The organism is Blastomonas sp. 34TW (genome assembly GCF_059803595.1).
The window spans coordinates 35,895-55,206 of record NZ_JAPFGW010000005.1 but is presented as its reverse complement, the minus strand read 5'-3'; the positions used below and the strand labels follow the sequence as shown (position 1 = coordinate 55,206).

Here is a 19,312-nt window from a genome sequence, read left to right as displayed (position 1 = left end):
CCCTTGCCCATCAACGCGTTTTTCGAGGAACAGGCTGCACAGCTCGACTCCCTGAAAAGGGGGTCGAGGCTGCGCAGCCTCGCGCCGCGTTCGGGCAAGGACTTTGCCTCGAACGACTATCTGGGCCTTGCCGGCTCCACCCTGCTGCACGATGCGCTGCGCGAAGGCATGGCGCTCGGCCTGCCCGCAGGATCGGGCGGATCGCGGCTGCTGCGCGGCAACCATCCGGCGCACGAGGCGCTCGAGGCCGAGGCCGCCGCACATTACGGGACCGAAGCGGCGCTGTTCATGGCCACGGGCTTTGTCGCCAACGCGGCGCTGTTCGCGACGCTGCCGCAGCGCTGCGACCTGGTGGTCCATGATGCCCTGATCCACGCATCGGCGCATGACGGAATGAAGCTCGGCCGCGCCGAGACGCGCGCCGCCCAGCATAACGACCCGCAGGCGTTCGACGATGCCATCACCGCCTGGCGCACCTCTGGCGGCACGGGCCGCGCATGGATCGCGGTCGAAAGCCTGTACAGCATGGACGGTGACCGCGCGCCGCTCGCCGATCTGGCGCAGGTCGCGGCCCGGCACGACGCCATCCTGATCATTGACGAGGCGCACGCGACCGGCGTGTTCGGCACCGGCGGGCGTGGCCTTGCCGAGGCGCTGGCCGGGCAGCCCAATGTCATCACGCTGCACACCTGCGGCAAGGCGCTGGGCTGCGAGGGCGCGCTGATCTGCGCCCCCCGCGTCGCGATCGATTTCCTGATCAACCGCGCGCGCCCGTTCATCTTTTCCACCGCACCCTCACCGCTGGTCGCGCATATGGTGCGCAAGGCGATCGGCCTGGTGGCGAGCCATGACGACTGGCGCGAGGACCTATTCGCGCGTGTAGCCGAAGCGCGCAGCCTGCTCGCCCCCAGGCTCGGCGCAGCACCGTCCGACACGCAGATCCTGCCCGTCATCATCGGCGACGATGCGCGCACCATGCGCATCGCATCGGCATTGCAGCGCCAGGGCTTCGACATTCGCGGCATCCGCCCGCCGACCGTGCCGCAGGGCACCGCGCGCCTGAGAATTTCGATTACCCGCAACGTGACAAAGGGTGATATCGGCGCGCTCTCCGAATCACTCGACAGGATCATGACCCCCGCATGAAACCGCGATTTGTTGTGACAGGCACCGACACCGGAATCGGCAAGTCGGTGTTCAGTGCTGCGCTGACCCAGGCGCTTTCCGCCCGTTACTGGAAACCCGTTCAATCGGGAATCGAGGACGAAACCGACACCCAGTTCGTCGAGCGCATGGTGCCCGGCTCCACCTTGCCCGAAGCCTGGCGGCTGGTGAGCCCGCTCTCGCCGCACCGTTCGGCCGAGATCGACGGTGTCGAGATCGATACCGAGGCGCTCACCCCGCCGGAGCTTGATGCACCGCTGGTGATCGAGGGCGCAGGCGGCGCGCTGGTGCCGGTGACGCGATCGGTGCTCTATGCCGATATCTTCGCGCGCTGGCAGATTCCGGTGATCGTCTGCGCGCGCACCGCGCTCGGCACGATCAATCACAGCCTGATGACGATCGAGGTGCTAAAGGCGCGCGGCGTGCCGATCCATGGCATCGCATTCATTGGCGAGGCGATGCCCGACAGCGAGACGACGATCGCGCAAATGTCCGGCATTCGCCGTCTGGGTCGGCTCGATATGCTGCCCGAAATCATGCCCGAATCCTTGCGGGCGGCCTTCATCGCCGGTTTCGACATCGCCGATTTCGCATGAGCGATTCTCCCGTCTGGCATCCCTTCACCCAGCATGGCTTGGGTGAGGACATTCCGCTGATCGCGCGCGGGCAAGGCGCGGTGCTGCACGGCGCCGATGGCCGCGAGTGGATCGACGCGATCTCGAGCTGGTGGGTGACGACGCACGGCCATGCGCATCCGCGCATCATGGCGGCGATCCGCGAGCAGGCGGAACGGCTCGACCAGATCATCTTTGCCGGATGGACGCACGAGCCCGCCGAAGCGCTGGCGCGCGGCCTGACCGCGATCATGCCCGAGGCGCTGACCCGCGTGTTCTTCAGCGATTCAGGCTCGACCGCGGTCGAGGTCGCGCTGAAGATGGCGCTCGGCTATTTTCATAACCGGAAAGAATCGCGCCAGGGCATCATCGTGATGGAGCACAGCTATCACGGCGATACCATCGGCGCGATGTCGGTGGGCGCGCGCGGCGTGTTCAACCGGCCCTATGCGCCGCTGCTGTTCGATGTGACCAGCATTCCCTTCCCCGCCACCGGGGCCGGGGCCGAACAGGCGACGCTCGACGCGCTCGAAACGGCGTGCAAGGCGGGCGCAGCGGCGTTCATCGTCGAGCCGCTGGTGCTCGGTGCTGGCGGGATGCTGTTCTACCCGCCGCGCGTTCTCGCCGAGATGGCCGCAATCTGCGCCCGCCATGGCGTGCTGTTCATCGCCGACGAGGTGATGACCGGCTGGGGCCGCACCGGCACGCTGCTCGCCTGCGAACAGGCGGGCGTGGTGCCCGACATAATGTGCCTGTCCAAGGGGCTGACCGGCGGGGCGGTACCGCTCGCCGTCACCATGGCGCGCGAGGACATCTTCATGGCGCATTGGTCGCAGGACCGCGCCGACTGCTTCTTCCACTCGAGCAGCTATACCGCCAACCCGATCGCCTGCGCGGCGGCGGTGGCCAACCTTTCCATCTGGCGCGACGAGCCGGTGCAGGCGCGGATCGATGGGCTGGCCGCGATGCAGGCCTCCGAGCTCGCCGCGATCGCATCGCATCCCAAGGTCGAAAGCACGCGCCAATGCGGCACCATCGCCGCGTTCGATCTTGCTGCCGATACCAGTGGCTATCTGTCGAACTGGGCGGTGCGTCTGAACGCGTTCGGCAAGGCGCACGGCGTGCTGATCCGGCCGCTGGGCAACACCGTCTATGTCATGCCGCCTTATTGCATAACGCGCGAACAGCTGGCCCATGTCTATGCCGTGGTGCGCGAGGGCCTTGAGCGCAAAACGTAAACGCTGCGTTGCGCGGAACAATGATTGACTTGGGAGCCTCGGAGCCACAGTTTCCGGTTTCCTTCCCCCTCCCAAGGAGTTCGTCATGCGCAAGACCCTCGCCATTCTCGCTCTCGCCGCCGCTGTCGCCACCACGCCGCTGATCGGCCAGGGCATGCAGCTGCCCGGCCAGAAGGACGCATCGCGCGTCACCGCCGGCACCTACAAGACCGACCCCGGCCACTCGCTGATCGGCTGGGAGGTCAACCATTTCGGCTTCAACGATTATTTCGGCATTTTCGGTGATGTCGCGGGCACGCTGACCATCGACCCTGCCAATCCCAATGCCGCCAAGGTTGACGTGACCATCCCCGTCGCCAAGGTCACGACGGCAAGCGCAGGCCTCACCAGCCATCTGCTGCGCGCCGGCAAGGATGGCGGCAAGCCCGACTTCTTCGGCCCCGCTCCCGCTGATGCGCGCTTCGTCTCGACCAAGGTCGTCGCCAGCGGAATGACCGCCAAGATCACCGGCAACTTGACGCTGAACGGCGTGACTAAGGAAGTCGTGCTCGACGCCGAATTCACCGGCGCAGGCGCCAACCCGTTCAACAAGAAGGAAACGATCGGTTTCGAGGCCGAGACGACGATCAAGCGCAGCGATTTCGGTATCATGTATGGCCTGCCGGTGGTGAGCGACGAAGTCGAGCTCGACATCAGCGTGGCGTTCGAGAAGCAGTAACGCAACACGCTTGAACCCACGCCGCTCAGCCTGAGCCTGTCGAAGGCCACGCGCCTACGCCAGCCGTATTGCGGGGCCTTCGACGGACGCGGGCTGCGCCCGCTGCTCAGGCTGAGCGGAAGTGGATATAGGCTACCCCCCGAATTTCGCGTCGTCGGGAAAGCCCGGCCAGTTCCTGTCGGCGCTCGCGATGAAGCCCGGAATATCCTGCAGCCACTTGGCCTTCACCTCGGCGTTGAAGTTCAGGTACAGCTTGCCGTCGACCACGCGCGATTGCAGCGGGTCGCCCGGCGCGAGATAGCCGCGCGCCATCGCCCAGGCACAATGCCCGCCATATTGCGGCGCGTAATGCGCTGGGTCCGCCTGGAATTTCGCGGCATTTTCGGCATTTGCGAAATGATAGACGGCATTGCCATGGCGCACCGCGAATTCGGACGAGCCCTTGGCAGGCGTGCCGTCGCCGGTGAAATAGGACACGGCGTCATAGCCACCGACCGCGACATCGCCCTGCAGCCCGGTATAGACCGGTCCTGCCAGGGCTGCGCTGCCCATCGCAAGACCGGTTGCGGAAAGCGCGAGGGCGAGCGCCGTCATCATGTGTTTCATCGCTGGAATACCTTTCGAGTCAGGGAATGGCCTGCGGTTCGCCCGAAGCGCGGCTCAGGTTTCATGACCCGGCGAATGATTTTTTTATTGCGCGTTGCCTCCATTTGACGCAATGACGCTTCCGAAATGAAGCCCCACGCCCTCCTTCTTGGTCTGCGACTTACGCGCCCTTAGGCGCGGCTGACCTTGTGCGCGCCAGTCTGGCGTGCCCCGCGCCTAAGGGCATTTCCCTCTCGGAACACCCGCAAAGCCGGTTGCGCTCATGCCCCGGCCTGCCTATCGCACAGCCATTCAGACAGGGCGCTTCTCTCATGCCGATGCTCACCGATCCTTCGCAAAAATACCGACCGTTTCCCCGCGTGGACCTGCCCAACCGCACCTGGCCCGATGCGGTCATCACCGCGCCCCCGCGCTGGCTTTCCACCGACATGCGCGATGGCAACCAGGCGCTGATCGATCCGATGGACGGCGCGAAGAAGCAGCGCTTCTTCGACCTGCTGGTCAAGATCGGCCTCAAGGAGATCGAGGTCGGTTTCCCGTCTGCCGGCGAGACCGAGTTCAACTTCATCCGCGGGCTGGTCGATGGCGGCAAGATCCCACAGGACGTCACCGTGCAGGTGCTCACCCAGTCGCGCCGCGACCTGATCGAGCGCAGCTTCGAGAGCCTGGCCGGCGTCCACCGCGCCATCGTGCACCTGTACAATGCCGTATCGCCAGCGTGGCGCGAGATCGTGTTCGGGCTCGATCGCGCGGGCGTGAAGGCGATCGCCGTCGAGGGCGCGAACATCCTCAAGGAACAGGCGGCAAAATATCCTGAAACCGACTGGCATTTCGAATACAGCCCCGAGACCTTTTCCACCGCCGAGCTCGATTTCAGCCTGGAGGTGTGCGAGGCGGTGATGGAGGTGCTGCAGCCGACGCCGGACAAGCCGCTGATCCTCAACCTCCCCGCCACGGTAGAGGCTGCGGGCCCGCATATCTATGCCGACCAGATCGAATGGATGTGCCGCCATATCAGCAAGCGCGATTGCGTGGTCATCAGCCTGCACCCGCATAACGACCGCGGATCGGGCATCGCTGCGGCAGAGCTCGGCCTGATGGCGGGTGCGGACCGCATCGAGGGCTGTCTGTTCGGCAATGGCGAGCGCACCGGCAATGTCGATCTCGTGGCCCTGGGCCTCAACATGTACACGCAGGGGCTGCACCCTGGCCTCGACTTTTCGGACATGGACGAGATCGTCAAGACGGTTGAATATTGCAACCAGTTGAAGGTGCCCGAGCGGCACCCCTATGCGGGCGAACTGGTGTTCACCGCTTTTTCGGGCAGCCACCAGGACGCGATCAAGAAGGGCTTTGCCGCGCAGGAAAAGCGCAACGACCGGCTCTGGACCGTGCCCTATCTGCCGCTCGACCCGGCCGATATCGGGCGCAGCTACGAGGCGGTGATCCGCGTCAATTCGCAAAGCGGCAAGGGCGGCGTGGCCTGGGTGCTCGAGCAGGACCAGGGCCTCAAGCTCCCCAAACGGCTCCAGGCCGATTTCAGCAAGACCGTGCAGGCGCTCGCCGATGCCAAGAGCGTGGAACTGAGCTCGGCCGACATCTGGCAGGCCTTTCAGCAGCGCTATCATCTGGGTGGCACCGGCAAGTACCGGCTGGTCGATTATGAGGAGCGCAAGGCAGGTGCCGACCGGCTGTTCGTCGGGCGCATCCTGGCGGACGGCAAGGAAATCCCGGTCAGCGGCCGCGGCAACGGGCTGATCTCGGGCGTGGTCGATGCGCTATCCTCGGCGCTCGGTATCGCGATCGATATTGCCGATTATCGCGAGCACGCCATCGGCTCGGGCTCCAAGGCGCGCGCAGCAGCTTATGTCGAGTGCGCGATCGATGGCCGGTCGCCCTGTTTCGGCGTCGGCGTCGATGAAGACGTCGCCACCGCCTCGATCAAGGCGGTGCTGAGCGCGCTCGAGAAGCTCTAAGTCCTCCCCGAGCTTGTCTCGGGGAGGCGGACCGTTGGCGCAGCAAATGGTGAAGGGGCTCTTCAAGCAAGCATCGGAAAGAGCCCCTCCACCATCCTGCGGATGGTCCCCCTCCCCCAGACGAGCTGGGGAAGGATTTTGTCCGTCCAAACCCATCCCCAATCAAAACTTAATCGCACGCTTAATTGCCTCTGGACACCAACGAAACCCAGGTTAATGTCCCCGCCATGACCATGCCATCCCCGCTTTGCGACAACCTGCGCCTGCCCGTCATCGGGTCGCCGCTGTTCATCATTTCCGGGCCGGAGCTCGTCATTGCCCAGTGCAAGGCGGGCGTGATCGGCTCGTTCCCGGCGCTCAACGCGCGCCCTCAGGCACAGCTTGACGAATGGCTGCACCAGATCACCGAAGAGCTGGCCGAATATAACCGCGCCAACCCGGACAAGCCCGCAGCACCCTTCGCGGTCAACCAGATCGTGCACAAGTCGAACGACCGGCTCGAAGCCGACCTGATGACCTGCGCCAAGTGGCAGGTGCCGATGATCATCACTTCGCTCGGTGCGCGCGAGGACCTGAACAAGGCGGTGCACGACTGGGGCGGCATCACCATGCACGACGTGATCGACGATCGCTTCGCGCGCAAGGCGATCGAAAAGGGCGCGGACGGGCTGATCCCTGTCGCCGCAGGCGCGGGCGGCCATGCCGGCACCATCTCGCCCTTCGCGCTGATGCAGGAAATCCGCAGCTGGTTCGATGGGCCGATCGCGCTTTCCGGATCGATCGCCTGCGGTGCCTCGATCCTCGCAGCACAAGCCATGGGCGCGGACTTTGCCTATATCGGCTCTGCCTTCATCGCCACCGAAGAGGCGCGCGCGACCGACGGCTACAAGAACGGCATCGTCGAAGGGCGGGCCGCGGACATCGTCTATTCGGACCTGTTCACCGGCGTGTCGGGCAATTACCTGCGCCAGTCGATCGTCAATGCCGGGCTCGATCCCGACAATCTGCCCAAGGGCGATTACAGCACGATGAACTTCGGTTCGGGGGGTAATACCGAAGCCAAGGCCTGGCGCGATATCTGGGGCAGCGGCCAGGGCATCGGCGCGGTCGGCAAGGTCGATACCGTTGCCGACATGGTTGCCCGTCTGACGGCGGAATATCAGGCGGCCAAGGCGTCGCTGCTGGCACGCACGAATTATTGAGCGTAACGCACGGCAGTTCATCTGCCGGTCAGCATTCCCGATATTAGTATAGCTCCCGTGGTGTTCATTCAGCACGGGAGTTTTTACATGCGGGTCGCTTCCACTTTCACCATTGTTGCACTGGTTCTTGCTTCTTCTGCGCAGGCCGAGGCGCGGCCCGCCCTGCCGGACGAGCTGGTTCTGTCCGGCGACAACATCATCGATGTCACGATCAACGGGCAGCCGCTGCGGCTGGAGGTACGGCCCGAAGCCGCAGAAGCGCCGACGCTCAACGCCGATGTCGCGGCGAAACTTGGCCTCAAGCCCGGCATGATCGCGTTTCGCAGCATGGTGGGGCCGGAGAAGATCAACGGCAACTCGTCGGTACACCGGGTCAATTATGGCGCAGGCGAGAAGAAGCAGCGCATCTTCTGGACCGATCGGCAGAGCTCGACCATCGCCGACGGTACGATCAGCCCTGCTTCGCTGCCTTACAAGAAGGTCACCTTCCGGCTTGGCGAGGCGAGCGCGGCAGCACGCGAGATCAGCCTGCCACTCGACAATTTCGGCTTTCTCGGGCGCCTGGGTGTCGGCACCACGTTGAGCCTTGGCGACGAGAAGGTGCGGTTCCAGTTCAGCCTGGCGCGTGACGAGACTCTGGTCAGCGCGCCCACCGGCAACTGGCTGGCGCAGTATCGCGGCGGCAAGTTCACCGGCCAACCCCGCCAGACGCTGATCTTTTACGGCATCCAACGCCCCACCCGCGAAATGACGCTGGCCGAGCCTATCGCGCTGGGCCCGCGCCAGCTTGCTACCGCCGATGTGCGCTATAGCGATTATGGCGATGCCAGCGGTATTGCCGCGGCCGACCAGGCCAGCGGCGATTCGGACGAGATCGTCGTCGTCGGCGACAAGAAAGAGGATGTCGACCTGCGCATCGTCGCGGGACGCGCGTTCCTGAAAGGCTGCGCCAGCCTGACCTATGACATGCAGAAGCGGACGCTGGGGCTGCGCTGCTGACTTTAAAGCGAGCGTTCGCCGGTCACCTCATAGGCGGTGATCGTGCGATCATGAATGCCGTGCGCCGCGCTGGCGGCGCGCCATTCGGCCATGTGCGCGCTCGCCGCGTGCGCCTTCAGCGCATCCTCATCCGCCCAGGACTCGCTGACACGCACCATGCCGGGCTCGACCACATCGAACGAGAAGGCATAATGGCCGCAGCCCGGCTCTGCCCGGCTGAGCGCGATCATCTTCGCCATGGCAGGTTTCACTGCCTCGATCTGGTCGAGCGGAAAGCGATAGAAACCGGCGATGACGATCATGGCGAGGCTCCTCAGATCTCGAGCTGACTGCCCAGTTCGACCACGCGGTTCGAGGGCAGGTTGAAGAATTCCATCGGGCTCGCCGAGTTGCGCAGCATCCAGGCAAAGATCTTCTCGCGCCAGACCGGCATGCCGGGCCGCTCGGCGGTGAGCAGCGTCTGGCGCGACAGGAAGAAGCTGGTCTGCAGCATCTCGAACTTGCCGCCACACAATTCCTTCACGTCCTTGAGCGCGGCGGGAACGTCGGTCGATTGCATGAAGCCGTAGCGCAGCACCATACGGTAGAAGCCATGGCCCAGGTCCTCGACCTGGAAGCGGTTGGCGTCGGTGACATAGGGCACTTCCATGATCTGCACGGTCAGGATGACCACGCGCTCATGGATCACCTTGTTGTGCTTCATGTTGTGCAGCAGCGCGGTCGGCACGCCGGTGGTCGCGGAGGCCATGAAGATCGCGGTGCCCTTGACGCGGGTGGCCGAGCCTTGCGCGGACTTGACGAACACCTCGATCGGCAGTGCGCTCTCGATCATCGTCTCGCGCATCAGCTTGCGCCCGCGCGCCCAGGTGGTGAGCAGCGTGAAGGTGAACGCGCCGATGACCAGCGGGAACCAGCCGCCATCCGGAATCTTGGTGGCGTTGGCGAGGAAATAGGCGCCATCGACCACCACGAAGGTGACGATGATCGGGATCGCCATCCACAGCTTCCATTTCCACATCGCGATCAGCAGCACCGCCATCAGGCAGGTATCGATCAGCATCGCACCCGTCACCGCGATGCCATAGGCCGCAGCGAGGTTGCTCGAGCTCTGGAAGCTCAGCACCAGCAGGATCACCGCGACCATCAGCACCCAGTTGATCAGCGGAATATAGATCTGGCCGCTTTCCGACGCGCTGGTGTGCTTGATCGACAGGCGCGGGATATAGCCGAGCTGGATTGCCTGGTGCGTGATCGAGAACGCGCCCGAGATCACCGCCTGGCTGGCGATGAAGGTCGCGCCGGTCGCGAGCAGCACCAGCGGCAGGCGCAGCACATCAGGCGCAAGCAGGAAGAACGGGTTCCTGATCGTCTCCGCCGCAACCTCTGGCGACATACCAATGATCATCGCGCCCTGGCCGAAATAGTTGATCAGCAGCGCGGGCATGACAAAGCCAAACCAGGAAAGGCGCAATGGTCCCCGCCCGAAATGCCCCATGTCCGAATAGAGCGCTTCCGCCCCCGTCACCGCCAGCACGACCGAGCCGAGCGCCAGAAAGGCGAACCAGCCATCGTTGATGAAGAATCGGATCGCGAACCAGGGGTTCAGGGCGAGCAGAATTTCTGGGTTGAACACGATCTGGTACATACCCAGCACCGCGATCGTGCCGAAATACAGCACCATGATCGGCGCGAAGAGCGTGCCTATCTTTGCCGTTCCGCGCGACTGGATGAAGAACAGGAACACCAGCAGCCCCACCGCGATCGGCACGACCAGCGGCTGCAGCCCGGGATTGACCACGGTCAGCCCCTCGACCGCCGACAGCACTGAGATCGCCGGCGTGATCATGCTGTCGCCATAGAAAAGTGCCGTGGCGAACACGCCGAGCAGGATCAGCAGCCAGCCATAGCTGGTCCGTCCGATGCTGCGCGAGATCAGCGCGACCAGGGCGAGACTTCCGCCCTGCCCCTTGTTGTCGGCGCGCATCAATATGCTGACATATTGCACGCCGACGACCAGGGTCATCGACCAGAAGATCAGGCTGACAACGCCGAAGATATGCTCGGCATCCGGAGTGAGCGGGTGATGCCCGGCAAAGGTTTCGCGAAAGGCGTAGATCGGGCTGGTGCCGATATCGCCGAACACGATGCCGATCGCACCGAAGGCGAGTGCGGCGACCGAACTGCCCTTGCCATGGTCATGCCCGGGAGGCTGCACGCCCGGATCCCCGGCTGCCGATCCGGCGGCGGGTGGCGCTATGGGCGCATCTGATGGTGAATCGCTGATCATCGGGCAATATGCGGGCGCTGCGGACCTTGCGATCAACCAGCGCTCATCGTCCCCTTTCGCCTATCGCCCATAGGGGCAATGGCAGGCGGATTAGCATGGCGCATGATGCAGTGCAATATAATCGCAATAGAGCGATTATGGTTTGTTTTCAGTGGCTTGACTGGGATCTGCGGTGGGTGGAACCGATCCGGGCATGCCGGGCGCAGGCGCACCGTTCTGCTGGGCGATCAGGGCATCGATCCGCGCGAGTCGGCTCGTCAGGTCCTCGCGCCATTCGGCATCGGGCGGCGAGCGCTCGAGAAGCTCCGCCCAGATGGCGCGCGCCTGCTGCAACTGACCCGATGTCGCCAGCGCCAGGCCCAGGAAGAACGGCGGTGCCGGATGATCGGGCGAGAGCGTTGCGGCCTTCTGATAGGCATATTGCGAGGCCGGGGTCAGCAGGCCGTTGCTGTGCCCGACCAGCGCGTTGCCCAGCGCCACCCAGAGGTCCGGGTCTTCGGGAAAGGTCTCAAGCCCCTTGCTGAGCGCGGTGGCGGCGGTGGCGAACTTGCCCTGGCGGCTCTGCGCATCGGCGAGCACCAGCCAGGCGCGGGCATCGCCGAAATTGCCGCCCATCTCATCGCGCTGCTTGGCCAGGTCTTCGTCGAACATGCCGAGCTTCTCGACCGGCTCCTTGGGCGATCCTGCGAGCGAGGGCTGGCCCTGCCAGGCATAGCCCGCAATGCCGACGAACAGCGCTGCACCGGCGAGCTCCCACGCCTTGCGCGGCATCTTGCCCAGCCAGATGAGCCCGGCCATGATGAGCACGGCGAGCAGTCCCACGACGATCCAGGCCATCAGCCCTTGCCTCCTTGCGCCCTGGCGCGGGTGAAACGCTTGCGCACGATGATCGCGGCAAGCAGCAGCAGCACGACCGGTGCAGCGAACAGCGGCCAGGTCATCGTCGTGACGCGCGGCTCATAGGACACCCAGTCGCCATAGCGTTCGATCAGCCAGGCGCGGATCGCTTCGGGGTCCTCGCCCCTGGCGATGCGCTCGCGCACCTGGTTGCGCATGTCGCCCGCCATCGGCGCGTCGGAATCGGCAATCGACTGGCTCTGACAGGTCAGACAGCGCAGCGTCATCATCAGGTCCTGCGCGGCCTTTTCCTTCGCCGGGTCCTCGAGCTGCTTGTAGGCATAGGGCGCGGGAGGGAGCGAGTCCTGGGCTGCTACCGGCACGGCCAGCGTGAGCGACAGGAAGAGGATGAGAGCGCGGATCACTGCGCTTCCTTCAGCTTTTGCAGGATCATGGGCACCTGATCGGCGCGGATTTCCCCGATATGCTGATAGGTGATGACGCCCTTGCCGTTGATCACGAATGTCTCGGGCACGCCAGAGGAGCCGAGATCGAACTGAATCTTGCTGACATCATCGCGCCCGATCCGCGTATAGGGATTGCCGTTGCGCGCCAGGAACTGCTGCACGTCCGCGGTCCGATCGCGAATGGCGACGCCATCGATCTCCACGCCTGCCCTGGCAAGCTCAGCCAGCACCGGCGCTTCGGCGATGCACGGCACGCACCAGCTGGCGAACACGTTGAGCAGCTTGGGCTTGCCACCCGTAAAATCGGCCTTGGCCAGCGCCGGACGATCGGGCACGGCCTGGGGCAGATCGAAATCGGGAAGCGGCTTGCCGATCATCTGCGAGGCGATGGTACGATCGCCGGGCGCGATCAGCCCAGATGCGAACACCGCGAACAGCAGGCCGAACAGGGCCAGCGGGAGCCAGATCGCCCAGTGCTTCATGACTTTAGGGGTTTCATGCGAGCGCTTCCTGGCCCCCGGCAGCAGGCTTGGGCGCGGCCGGTTCGCTTGCCGGCTCGAGCTCGGGTTCGCCCTTGCGGCGCAGGTCACGCGCGGTGCGACCAACCAGCGACAGCACGCCGCCCAGTCCCACGAGCAGACCGCCATACCAGATCAGCGGCACGAACGGCTTCCACCACAGCCGCAGCTGCCAGCGGCCGTCATCACCCTCTTCGCCCAGCACGGCATAGAGCTGGCCGTTCCAGCGCGTGAGCAAAGCCGCCTCGCTGGTCGCGGTCGGCGGCGAGGCGAACATGCGCGCCTGCGGGTTGAGCACGGTCTGGACATTGCTGTCGCCATAGCGCGCGACCAGACGCGCCTCGAGCGCGGTCCAGTTGGCTCCCGCAATCGGCCTGACGCCCTGCAGCTCGATCGTCCAGGGGCCGACGGTATGGCTCTGCCCGATCTCACTCGCGACCAGCTTTTCGGTGTTGAACGCGCTTTCCGAGGCCATGCCGGCGAGCGCGACGGCGATGCCGAGATGGGCGATGACCATGCCCCAGATATGTGCAGGGGTGCGGCGCAGGTTGCGCTTCCACAGCGGCAGCAGGCTCGCCACGGCTAGGCCAGCGGCAAACACCAGACCGAGCAGAGGCAGCACGCCGATATCGCCGCCGAACACCACCACCAGCGCCAGCGTCCCGGCGGCCACCGGCGCGGGCACGGCGAGCAGATTGGCGAGCTTGCGCCCGTTATCCTGCCGCCAGCGCATCAGCGGACCCGCCGCCATGATGACCAGCATCGGGAAGACGAAGATCGCGCTCACCGGGTTGAAATAGGGCGGACCGACCGAAACCTTGGTGCCGAACGCCTCGGTCACCAGCGGGTAGAGCGTACCCATCAGCACGATACCGAGCACGCCGACCAGCAGCACGTTGTTCATCACCAGCGAGCCTTCGCGGCTGAACAGATGGAATTTCGCGCCCTCGGTGACGGTCGAAGCGCGCAGCCCGAACAGAGCGAGCGCGCCGCCGATATAGATGGCGAGCAGGGTGAGGATGAAGCTGCCGCGCTCAGGATCGACCGCGAACGCATGCACGCTCGTCAGGATGCCCGAGCGCACCAGGAAGGTGCCGACCATCGACATCGAGAAGGCGACCACCGCCAGCATGACAGTCCAGGCCTTGAGCGCGTTGCGCGTTGCCAGCACGCTGACCGAATGGAGCAGGGCAGTGGCCGCGAGCCAGGGCATCAACGAGGCATTCTCGACCGGGTCCCAGAACCACCAGCCGCCCCAGCCCAGTTCGTAATAGGCCCACCACGAACCTGCGGTGATGCCCAGCGTCAGGAAAATCCACGCGCCCATCACCCAGGGCCGCATCGCGCGGGCAAAGCTGGGGCCGACATCGCGCGTGATCAGCGCGCCGACCGCGAAGGAAAAGGCGATCGAGAGCCCGACATAGCCGATATACAGAGTCGGCGGATGGAAGGCGAGGCCCGGATCCTGCAGCAGCGGGTTGAGGCCATTGCCCTCGACCGGCGCGGGATTGAGCCGCTCGAACGGGTTCGACGAGAACAGCATGAAGGCATAGAAGCCCAGGCTCACGAAAGCCTGGCCCGCCAGCGTCGCCACCATCGTGCGCTCATTCAGCCGCCGCTCGAGCAGCGCCACGAAACCGCCGGCCAGCCCCATGACGGTGACCCAGAGCAGCATCGAGCCCTCGTGATTGCCCCAGGCCCCAGCAATCTTGTAGATCAGCGGTTTGAGCGAATGGCTGTTCGCCGCGACCAGCTTGACCGACAGGTCGGTGCGCAGGAACAGCACGATCAACAGCGCGAACGCGATCGCCACCAGCAGCCCCTGCACCACCGCGATCGGGCGTACCGCGCGCAGGAACTCGGCCCCGCGTGCGGTCAGCGCATAGCTGCCCAGGCCCAGCTGCAAGACCGCGAGCGCGGCGGCGAGCCACAGGATCGCAAGCGCGATTTCGGCAATCATGGCTGCTGCACCGTTCCGCCGAGCTTTTTCACATCGGCCTTGGTCATGTCCCGCATCTCGCGCGGCACATAATTCTCGTCATGCTTGGCGAGCAGATTGTCGGCGACAAACTGGCCCGAGGCGTTCATCCGGCCTTCGGCCACGACTCCCGATCCTTCGACGAACAGGTCGGGCGTGATGCCGGTAAAGCGCACCGGAACGGTGCCCTTGCCATCCTCGACGATGAAATCGATCGTGACGCCATCGGCCTGTTTCTTGATCGAGCCTTTTTGCACCATGCCGCCCAGACGGATGGCCTGGCCGGGTTCGACGCCCTTTTCGGCAATGTCGCCCGGCGTGTAGAAATAGCTCGCCTGGTCGCGCAGCGCATAGGCCGCGATCAGCCCGGCGGCGACGAGGCCGACCAGGGCGATGCAGATCAGGACGAGACGCTGGTGCTTGGCTTTCATGGGGTCGTTATCCGGTTCACTTGCGCTTGAGCGCATCCAGCCGCGCTTCTGCGCGTTTGAGCGCGAACCAGCAATAGCCGATCAGCCCTGCAGTCCCGGCAATCCCCAGCCCATAGGCCATGATGACATAGGTCCACTGGGTCATGCGGCCGCAAGCCTGCGCATGCGCGCTTCGATGCGGATATCGGCGAGCAGGGTGCGCATGCGCATCAGCACGATCGCGCCAAAGATGAGCGAAAAGCCGATCACGGCCATGCCGAGCGGCCAGAGAAAGGCGGGGTCGATCGCCGACTTGCCGATCGAGATGCTCGCGGGCTGGTGCAGGCTGTTCCACCATACCACAGAACGGTTGATGATCGGCACGTTGACCGCGCCGACCAGCCCGAAGATCGCGGCGACGCGCGACGTGCCGCCACGTCCGGCCGCTGCATCCTTCTGGCTGGCATCGGCGAGCGCGATATAGCCGAGGTACAGGAAGAACAGCACCAGCATCGAGGTCAGCCGTCCGTCCCACACCCACCAGGTGCCCCAGGTCGGCCGCGCCCAGATCGAACCGGTCGCAAGGCACAAGGCGCAGAAGAATGCGCCGGGCACGGCAGAAGCGCGCGCCGCGATCCCCGCGAGCGGGTGCCGCCAGACGAGCTCGACCAGGCTGGCAATCGCGATGCTGGTCCAGCCCGCCATGCCCAGCCAGGCGGCAGGCACGTGGATGTAGAGGATGCGCACCGTCTCGCCCATCAGCCGGTCGGCAGGCGCGTTGAACACGCCGAGGAACAGCGCGATGGCGACCATGATCAGCCCGGAAACCATGAACGCCGGGGTCAGCGGACGGGCGATGGACAGGAACCGCGTGGGATTGGCAAAACCGTGCATGAGCGAAGGTGCGTCAGCTTCCTAGCGCCGAGGCATATCGGCGTCATGCCCTTGTTGCCACGATGCCGCTGCAGCCTCAAGGGAATTTGCGTTTAGCGGGATGCACCAAAGGCAACTGGCGGACGTACCAGTGGCTGTAATCCGCTCGTTCGCCTCAAGAACGTCATCCTGAACTTGTTTCAGGACCCATCGTGCCCCCAAAAGCCGAAGCCGCGTGGGGAGAAATGGGCCCTGAAACAAGTTCAGGGTGACGGATCGACCAAACACTCAGCTTAGCGCCAAGCCACCGACAAGCTCAGGCTGAGCGGCGTTGGTGACCTCCGTTCGTCAACCTCGCCCGATCAGCTTCTGCGCCATCCGGTCGGCGACGGTCGCGGGCGATTCGCCTGTGGTGCGGCTTTCCTGCCAGATGCCGGTCAGGCGCTGCGGAATGCCGGTGAGGCGCGCGTGCACCTCCTCGACCTGCGCGGTGCGGCCTTCAGCCTGCGCGAAATATTCGAGCGCGACCGAGATGATGCCGCCGGCGTTGATGACATAATCGGGCGCATAGAGAATGCCGCGGTCGATCAGCATGTCGCCGTGATGCGATCGCGCGAGCTGGTTGTTCGCGCCGCCCGCGACGATGGCGACATTGAGCTTCTCGATGCTTTCCGAATCGAGGATCGCGCCCAGGGCATTGGGGCTGAACACATCGGCCTCGACCTGCATGATGCGGTCGGCGCTGACGGTTTCGGCGCCCAGCTCGTCGGCGAGCTGCTTTGCGCGATCGGCATTGACGTCGGCCAGCGTCAGCTTCGCGCCTTCGGCGGCGAGCAGCCGGGCGAGACCGCCGCCAACGCTGCCCGTGCCCTGCACCGCGATGCGCACGTCCTTCAGCCGGTCGGTGCCCAGCTTGAACGCGACCGCCGCCTTGACGCCCAGGAAGATGCCCTTGGCGGTGAACGGTCCCGGATCGCCGCCAGCCGAGCCTGCGTCCTGCACCGGCAGGCCCGAGACGAATTTGGTGCGCTTGGAGATCGCCACCATGTCCGCATCGGACATGCCGATATCCTCGGCGGTGACATAGCGCCCGCCGAGCGCATCGATCGCATCGCCGAACGCGGCGAGCATTTCGGGGGTCTTGCGGTTATCGGCATCGGCGAGGATCACCGCCTTGCCACCGCCCATCGGCAGGCCCGCCATGGCGTTCTTGTAGCTCATGCCGCGCGACAGGCGCAGCGCATCGGTGATGGCGCGGCCCTTGTCGGCATAATGCCAGAAGCGCGTGCCGCCGCCTGCGGGGCCAAGAGCCGTGGAGTGAATCGCGATGATCGCCGAAAGCCCCGAGGCGCGGTCGTGCACATATTGCACCGCCTCATGCTCGTCGAAGTCCGGCAGATCCCAATAGCTTTGCACGCGCCCGTCTCCCCAAGGCTGGTCGCGCGGCAGGCCTTTGAAAAAAGGCAAGGATTTCAAGAGCAGATGGGGCGACCGATGGGGTTCGAACCCACGACCTCCGGTACCACAAACCGGCGCTCTAACCAACTGAGCTACGGTCGCCACACACTGCTTACGCCACGCGGAGGCGTCCCTTAGGGGCGCGCGGGCGGGATCGTCAAGCGACGAAATCAAGGCGGTCGCTATCTTACAAACTGCCCCTGCAATGCAAGGGAAAATGCGGCAAAAATGCTTGTCTGCGAAATTAAATTAGCTGCGTCGGTTCACGGCTCGCCGATGCGGCGGCTGATGATGCGCGCCGGCGTCAACTGCGCATCGAGCAGGCTGGTCTGCCGCCACCGACTCTCGCCCTGCGCGATCACCAGATCGAGCTCGAACCAGCGGGTGACGATCTGCGGCTGCGATTCGATCTCCGGCCCAAAGGTCTGCGATTGCAGTGCCAGCGGCCGCCAGAAATCGGCAATGCGCGCATAGCCGAGCGGCGGACGATCCGCGATCATGGTGCGCGCGCGGTCGAGCGGGATCTTGCCCGGGGCGAGCATCATGATCAGCGGTGCCTGTTCGGGCAGCAGCGTGTTGACGTTGATCGGCGAGAGAATCGCATCGGGCAGCGCACAAATCCACGGCTCGAGCCGCGCAAAGATCTGCGGCGTCATGCCCCGAAGCGCCTGAATCTCGCCCTTGTCGCCCAGAAGTCTTCCCGCAGTGCGATAAGGCTGGTCGAGCTGCTGATAATATTGGTCCTCGGCCCCGGCGGGCTGCGCCGCCTGATCGGTATCGATCCAGTCGGCCAGCGCATCGGCCAGCCCCCGCGCCTCGTCCGACCCTATGCCCAGCGCCTGCATGAGCCCGGCAAACTGGCCGATGCCGATGGGCCGCGCGGCCAGGTCGCCCGGCTGGCCCGCGACCACCGAGTTCAGGTTGAAGCAATTGCCCCCATCGTTGACCGTAGCCGTTACCACCGCGCCCGATCCGTCGCCGATCGGCAGCACATTGGGCTGGCCGATCCAGCCACCGACATTCACCGTGCGCGCCGGGCTCAGGTCGAGCTGGCGCTTGATCTCGCGCGCGGCAAACTGCTCCGCGCCCAGCGCCGCAAAGCGCGCGCGGTCCGCCGCATCGGCATTGGCGGCGAGGCGGACGGCGAGGTTGACCCGATCGAGAATCAGCGTGGTGACGATCGCCATCACCGCGACCAGCAACAGCACGCTGAGCAACGCGATGCCGCGTTCGCCGGGTTTGCTGGCAGGGCGCGCGCTCATCCGCCGCCGCCTGCGACCAGGAATTCGAAGGTCAGCGGCCGCGTGCCATTGCCCTGCTGCACCAGAGTGAGCTCGATCGCGATCGGCAGTTCGTCGGTGCGCTGCGGGCGCCATTCGGTCTGCCACACCCCCTGCTTGTCGCGAAAACGCAGCCGCGCCTGCTCGATCCCTTCGAGAATCGCGACAGGCGCGCCGGTTTTCGCGCCATCGGCCTTGGGCGCGATCGCGCGGGTCAACTGCCCATTGGTGAGCGCCCATTCGACCCGCTGCAGGCTCGACGATCCGGGCTGCGGGTCGATCTGCGCAACCTGGCGCGAAAAGCCGAGCAGCAGGCCGTCCTCGCCGCTCATCAGTGCGACCCGGTCACTCCCCATCGCATCGCGCGATGGGCGCGGCAGCATCAGCGTCATGTCCTGCGCCAGGATCGCGGAAAAGCGGCGCAGATCGCCCATCTCCTCGAGCCGCACCGCACTGCGCGCCTCGGCCTCGACGCTCTGGCGCAGCAGCACGACCGAGGCGGTGGCGATCATCCCGAAGATGAACAGCGCGACCATCATTTCGACCAGGGTGAAGCCATTGGATACGGTGGCGCGCTCTACTTCTAGCCCGTTTGTCCCGAGCGAAGTCGAGGGACCTGCGGACACGTCCCTCGACTTCCCGGCTTGGCCGGGAAGTTTATCCCGAGCGGCTGGCTTGCCAGCCAGC

At 65.1% G+C, this 19,312-nt stretch carries 20 protein-coding genes and 1 tRNA gene; 7 read left to right on the top strand and 14 right to left on the bottom strand.

Annotated elements, in window-relative coordinates:
- Positions 1-9 precede the first annotated feature (9 nt).
- The 4 genes from OPU69_RS08105 (at position 10) to OPU69_RS08090 (ending at position 3,734) form a co-directional block, all read left to right on the top strand.
- Positions 10-1,146, top strand: a complete 1,137-nt coding sequence (locus tag OPU69_RS08105; protein ID WP_498510515.1) for an 8-amino-7-oxononanoate synthase — start codon at positions 10-12, stop codon at positions 1,144-1,146.
- Positions 1,143-1,760: a dethiobiotin synthase gene (bioD, locus tag OPU69_RS08100; protein ID WP_498510278.1), complete on the top strand. Its 618-nt coding sequence runs from the start codon at positions 1,143-1,145 to the stop codon at positions 1,758-1,760. The genes OPU69_RS08105 and bioD overlap by 4 nt, the downstream gene beginning before the upstream one ends.
- On the top strand, positions 1,757-3,016 hold the full coding sequence (locus OPU69_RS08095; protein ID WP_498510277.1) for an adenosylmethionine--8-amino-7-oxononanoate transaminase: 1,260 nt from the start codon (positions 1,757-1,759) through the stop codon (positions 3,014-3,016). Before bioD ends, OPU69_RS08095 begins: the two co-directional genes overlap by 4 nt.
- Positions 3,017-3,101: 85 nt before the next feature.
- On the top strand, positions 3,102-3,734 hold the full coding sequence (locus tag OPU69_RS08090; RefSeq protein ID WP_060977234.1) for a YceI family protein: 633 nt from the start codon (positions 3,102-3,104) through the stop codon (positions 3,732-3,734).
- Between the two features lie 132 nt (positions 3,735-3,866).
- Here the strand turns inward: OPU69_RS08090 and OPU69_RS08085 are convergent, their stop codons facing one another.
- Complete coding sequence (locus OPU69_RS08085) at positions 3,867-4,340, bottom strand: YHS domain-containing (seleno)protein (protein ID WP_060977235.1); 474 nt, start codon at positions 4,338-4,340, stop codon at positions 3,867-3,869.
- A gap of 311 nt (positions 4,341-4,651) precedes the next feature.
- On the opposite strand from OPU69_RS08085, the gene leuA reads away from it, so the two are divergent.
- From leuA to OPU69_RS08070, 3 genes are all read left to right on the top strand, one after another.
- Positions 4,652-6,316 (top strand): 2-isopropylmalate synthase, encoded by a 1,665-nt coding sequence (gene leuA, locus OPU69_RS08080; RefSeq protein WP_498510274.1) that lies wholly within the window; start codon positions 4,652-4,654, stop codon positions 6,314-6,316.
- 227 nt (positions 6,317-6,543) lie between these two features.
- On the top strand, positions 6,544-7,518 hold the full coding sequence (locus OPU69_RS08075; RefSeq protein ID WP_066285034.1) for an NAD(P)H-dependent flavin oxidoreductase: 975 nt from the start codon (positions 6,544-6,546) through the stop codon (positions 7,516-7,518).
- 87 nt (positions 7,519-7,605) lie between these two features.
- Positions 7,606-8,517: a hypothetical protein gene (locus tag OPU69_RS08070; RefSeq protein ID WP_498510272.1), complete on the top strand. Its 912-nt coding sequence runs from the start codon at positions 7,606-7,608 to the stop codon at positions 8,515-8,517.
- A gap of 2 nt (positions 8,518-8,519) precedes the next feature.
- On the opposite strand, the gene OPU69_RS08065 is transcribed toward OPU69_RS08070, so the two are convergent.
- From OPU69_RS08065 to gspJ, 13 genes are all read right to left on the bottom strand, one after another.
- Positions 8,520-8,819 (bottom strand): putative quinol monooxygenase, encoded by a 300-nt coding sequence (locus tag OPU69_RS08065; RefSeq protein WP_066285029.1) that lies wholly within the window; start codon positions 8,817-8,819, stop codon positions 8,520-8,522.
- Positions 8,820-8,830: 11 nt separating this feature from the next.
- Positions 8,831-10,804 (bottom strand): potassium transporter Kup, encoded by a 1,974-nt coding sequence (locus OPU69_RS08060; protein WP_208597812.1) that lies wholly within the window; start codon positions 10,802-10,804, stop codon positions 8,831-8,833.
- A gap of 135 nt (positions 10,805-10,939) precedes the next feature.
- Positions 10,940-11,641, bottom strand: a complete 702-nt coding sequence (locus OPU69_RS08055; protein ID WP_498510269.1) for a tetratricopeptide repeat protein — start codon at positions 11,639-11,641, stop codon at positions 10,940-10,942.
- Entirely contained in the window at positions 11,641-12,063 is a 423-nt protein-coding gene (locus OPU69_RS08050) for a cytochrome c-type biogenesis protein (RefSeq protein ID WP_498510513.1), read from the bottom strand. The genes OPU69_RS08055 and OPU69_RS08050 overlap by 1 nt, the downstream gene beginning before the upstream one ends.
- A complete protein-coding gene (locus OPU69_RS08045) occupies positions 12,063-12,590 on the bottom strand; it encodes a DsbE family thiol:disulfide interchange protein (RefSeq protein ID WP_060977241.1) in 528 nt (175 codons plus the stop codon). The genes OPU69_RS08050 and OPU69_RS08045 overlap by 1 nt, the downstream gene beginning before the upstream one ends.
- Positions 12,591-12,603: 13 nt before the next feature.
- On the bottom strand, positions 12,604-14,586 hold the full coding sequence (locus OPU69_RS08040) for a heme lyase CcmF/NrfE family subunit (RefSeq protein ID WP_498510267.1): 1,983 nt from the start codon (positions 14,584-14,586) through the stop codon (positions 12,604-12,606).
- Positions 14,583-15,035 (bottom strand): cytochrome c maturation protein CcmE, encoded by a 453-nt coding sequence (gene ccmE / locus OPU69_RS08035; protein WP_060977243.1) that lies wholly within the window; start codon positions 15,033-15,035, stop codon positions 14,583-14,585. Before ccmE ends, OPU69_RS08040 begins: the two co-directional genes overlap by 4 nt.
- A 16-nt stretch (positions 15,036-15,051) precedes the next feature.
- The gene (locus tag OPU69_RS08030; RefSeq protein WP_269454100.1) at positions 15,052-15,180 is read right to left on the bottom strand and encodes a hypothetical protein; all 129 of its coding nucleotides are present in this window, start codon (positions 15,178-15,180) and stop codon (positions 15,052-15,054) included.
- The gene (ccmC, locus tag OPU69_RS08025; RefSeq protein WP_060977244.1) at positions 15,177-15,908 is read right to left on the bottom strand and encodes a heme ABC transporter permease CcmC; all 732 of its coding nucleotides are present in this window, start codon (positions 15,906-15,908) and stop codon (positions 15,177-15,179) included. Before ccmC ends, OPU69_RS08030 begins: the two co-directional genes overlap by 4 nt.
- A gap of 327 nt (positions 15,909-16,235) precedes the next feature.
- A complete protein-coding gene (locus OPU69_RS08020) occupies positions 16,236-17,303 on the bottom strand; it encodes a Leu/Phe/Val dehydrogenase (protein ID WP_060977306.1) in 1,068 nt (355 codons plus the stop codon).
- 67 nt (positions 17,304-17,370) lie between these two features.
- Positions 17,371-17,447 (bottom strand) — tRNA-His (locus OPU69_RS08015).
- A gap of 161 nt (positions 17,448-17,608) precedes the next feature.
- Positions 17,609-18,607: a type II secretion system minor pseudopilin GspK gene (gene gspK, locus OPU69_RS08010; RefSeq protein WP_060977245.1), complete on the bottom strand. Its 999-nt coding sequence runs from the start codon at positions 18,605-18,607 to the stop codon at positions 17,609-17,611.
- A complete protein-coding gene (gspJ, locus tag OPU69_RS08005) occupies positions 18,604-19,251 on the bottom strand; it encodes a type II secretion system minor pseudopilin GspJ (protein ID WP_498510263.1) in 648 nt (215 codons plus the stop codon). The genes gspK and gspJ overlap by 4 nt, the downstream gene beginning before the upstream one ends.
- Positions 19,252-19,312 lie beyond the last annotated feature (61 nt).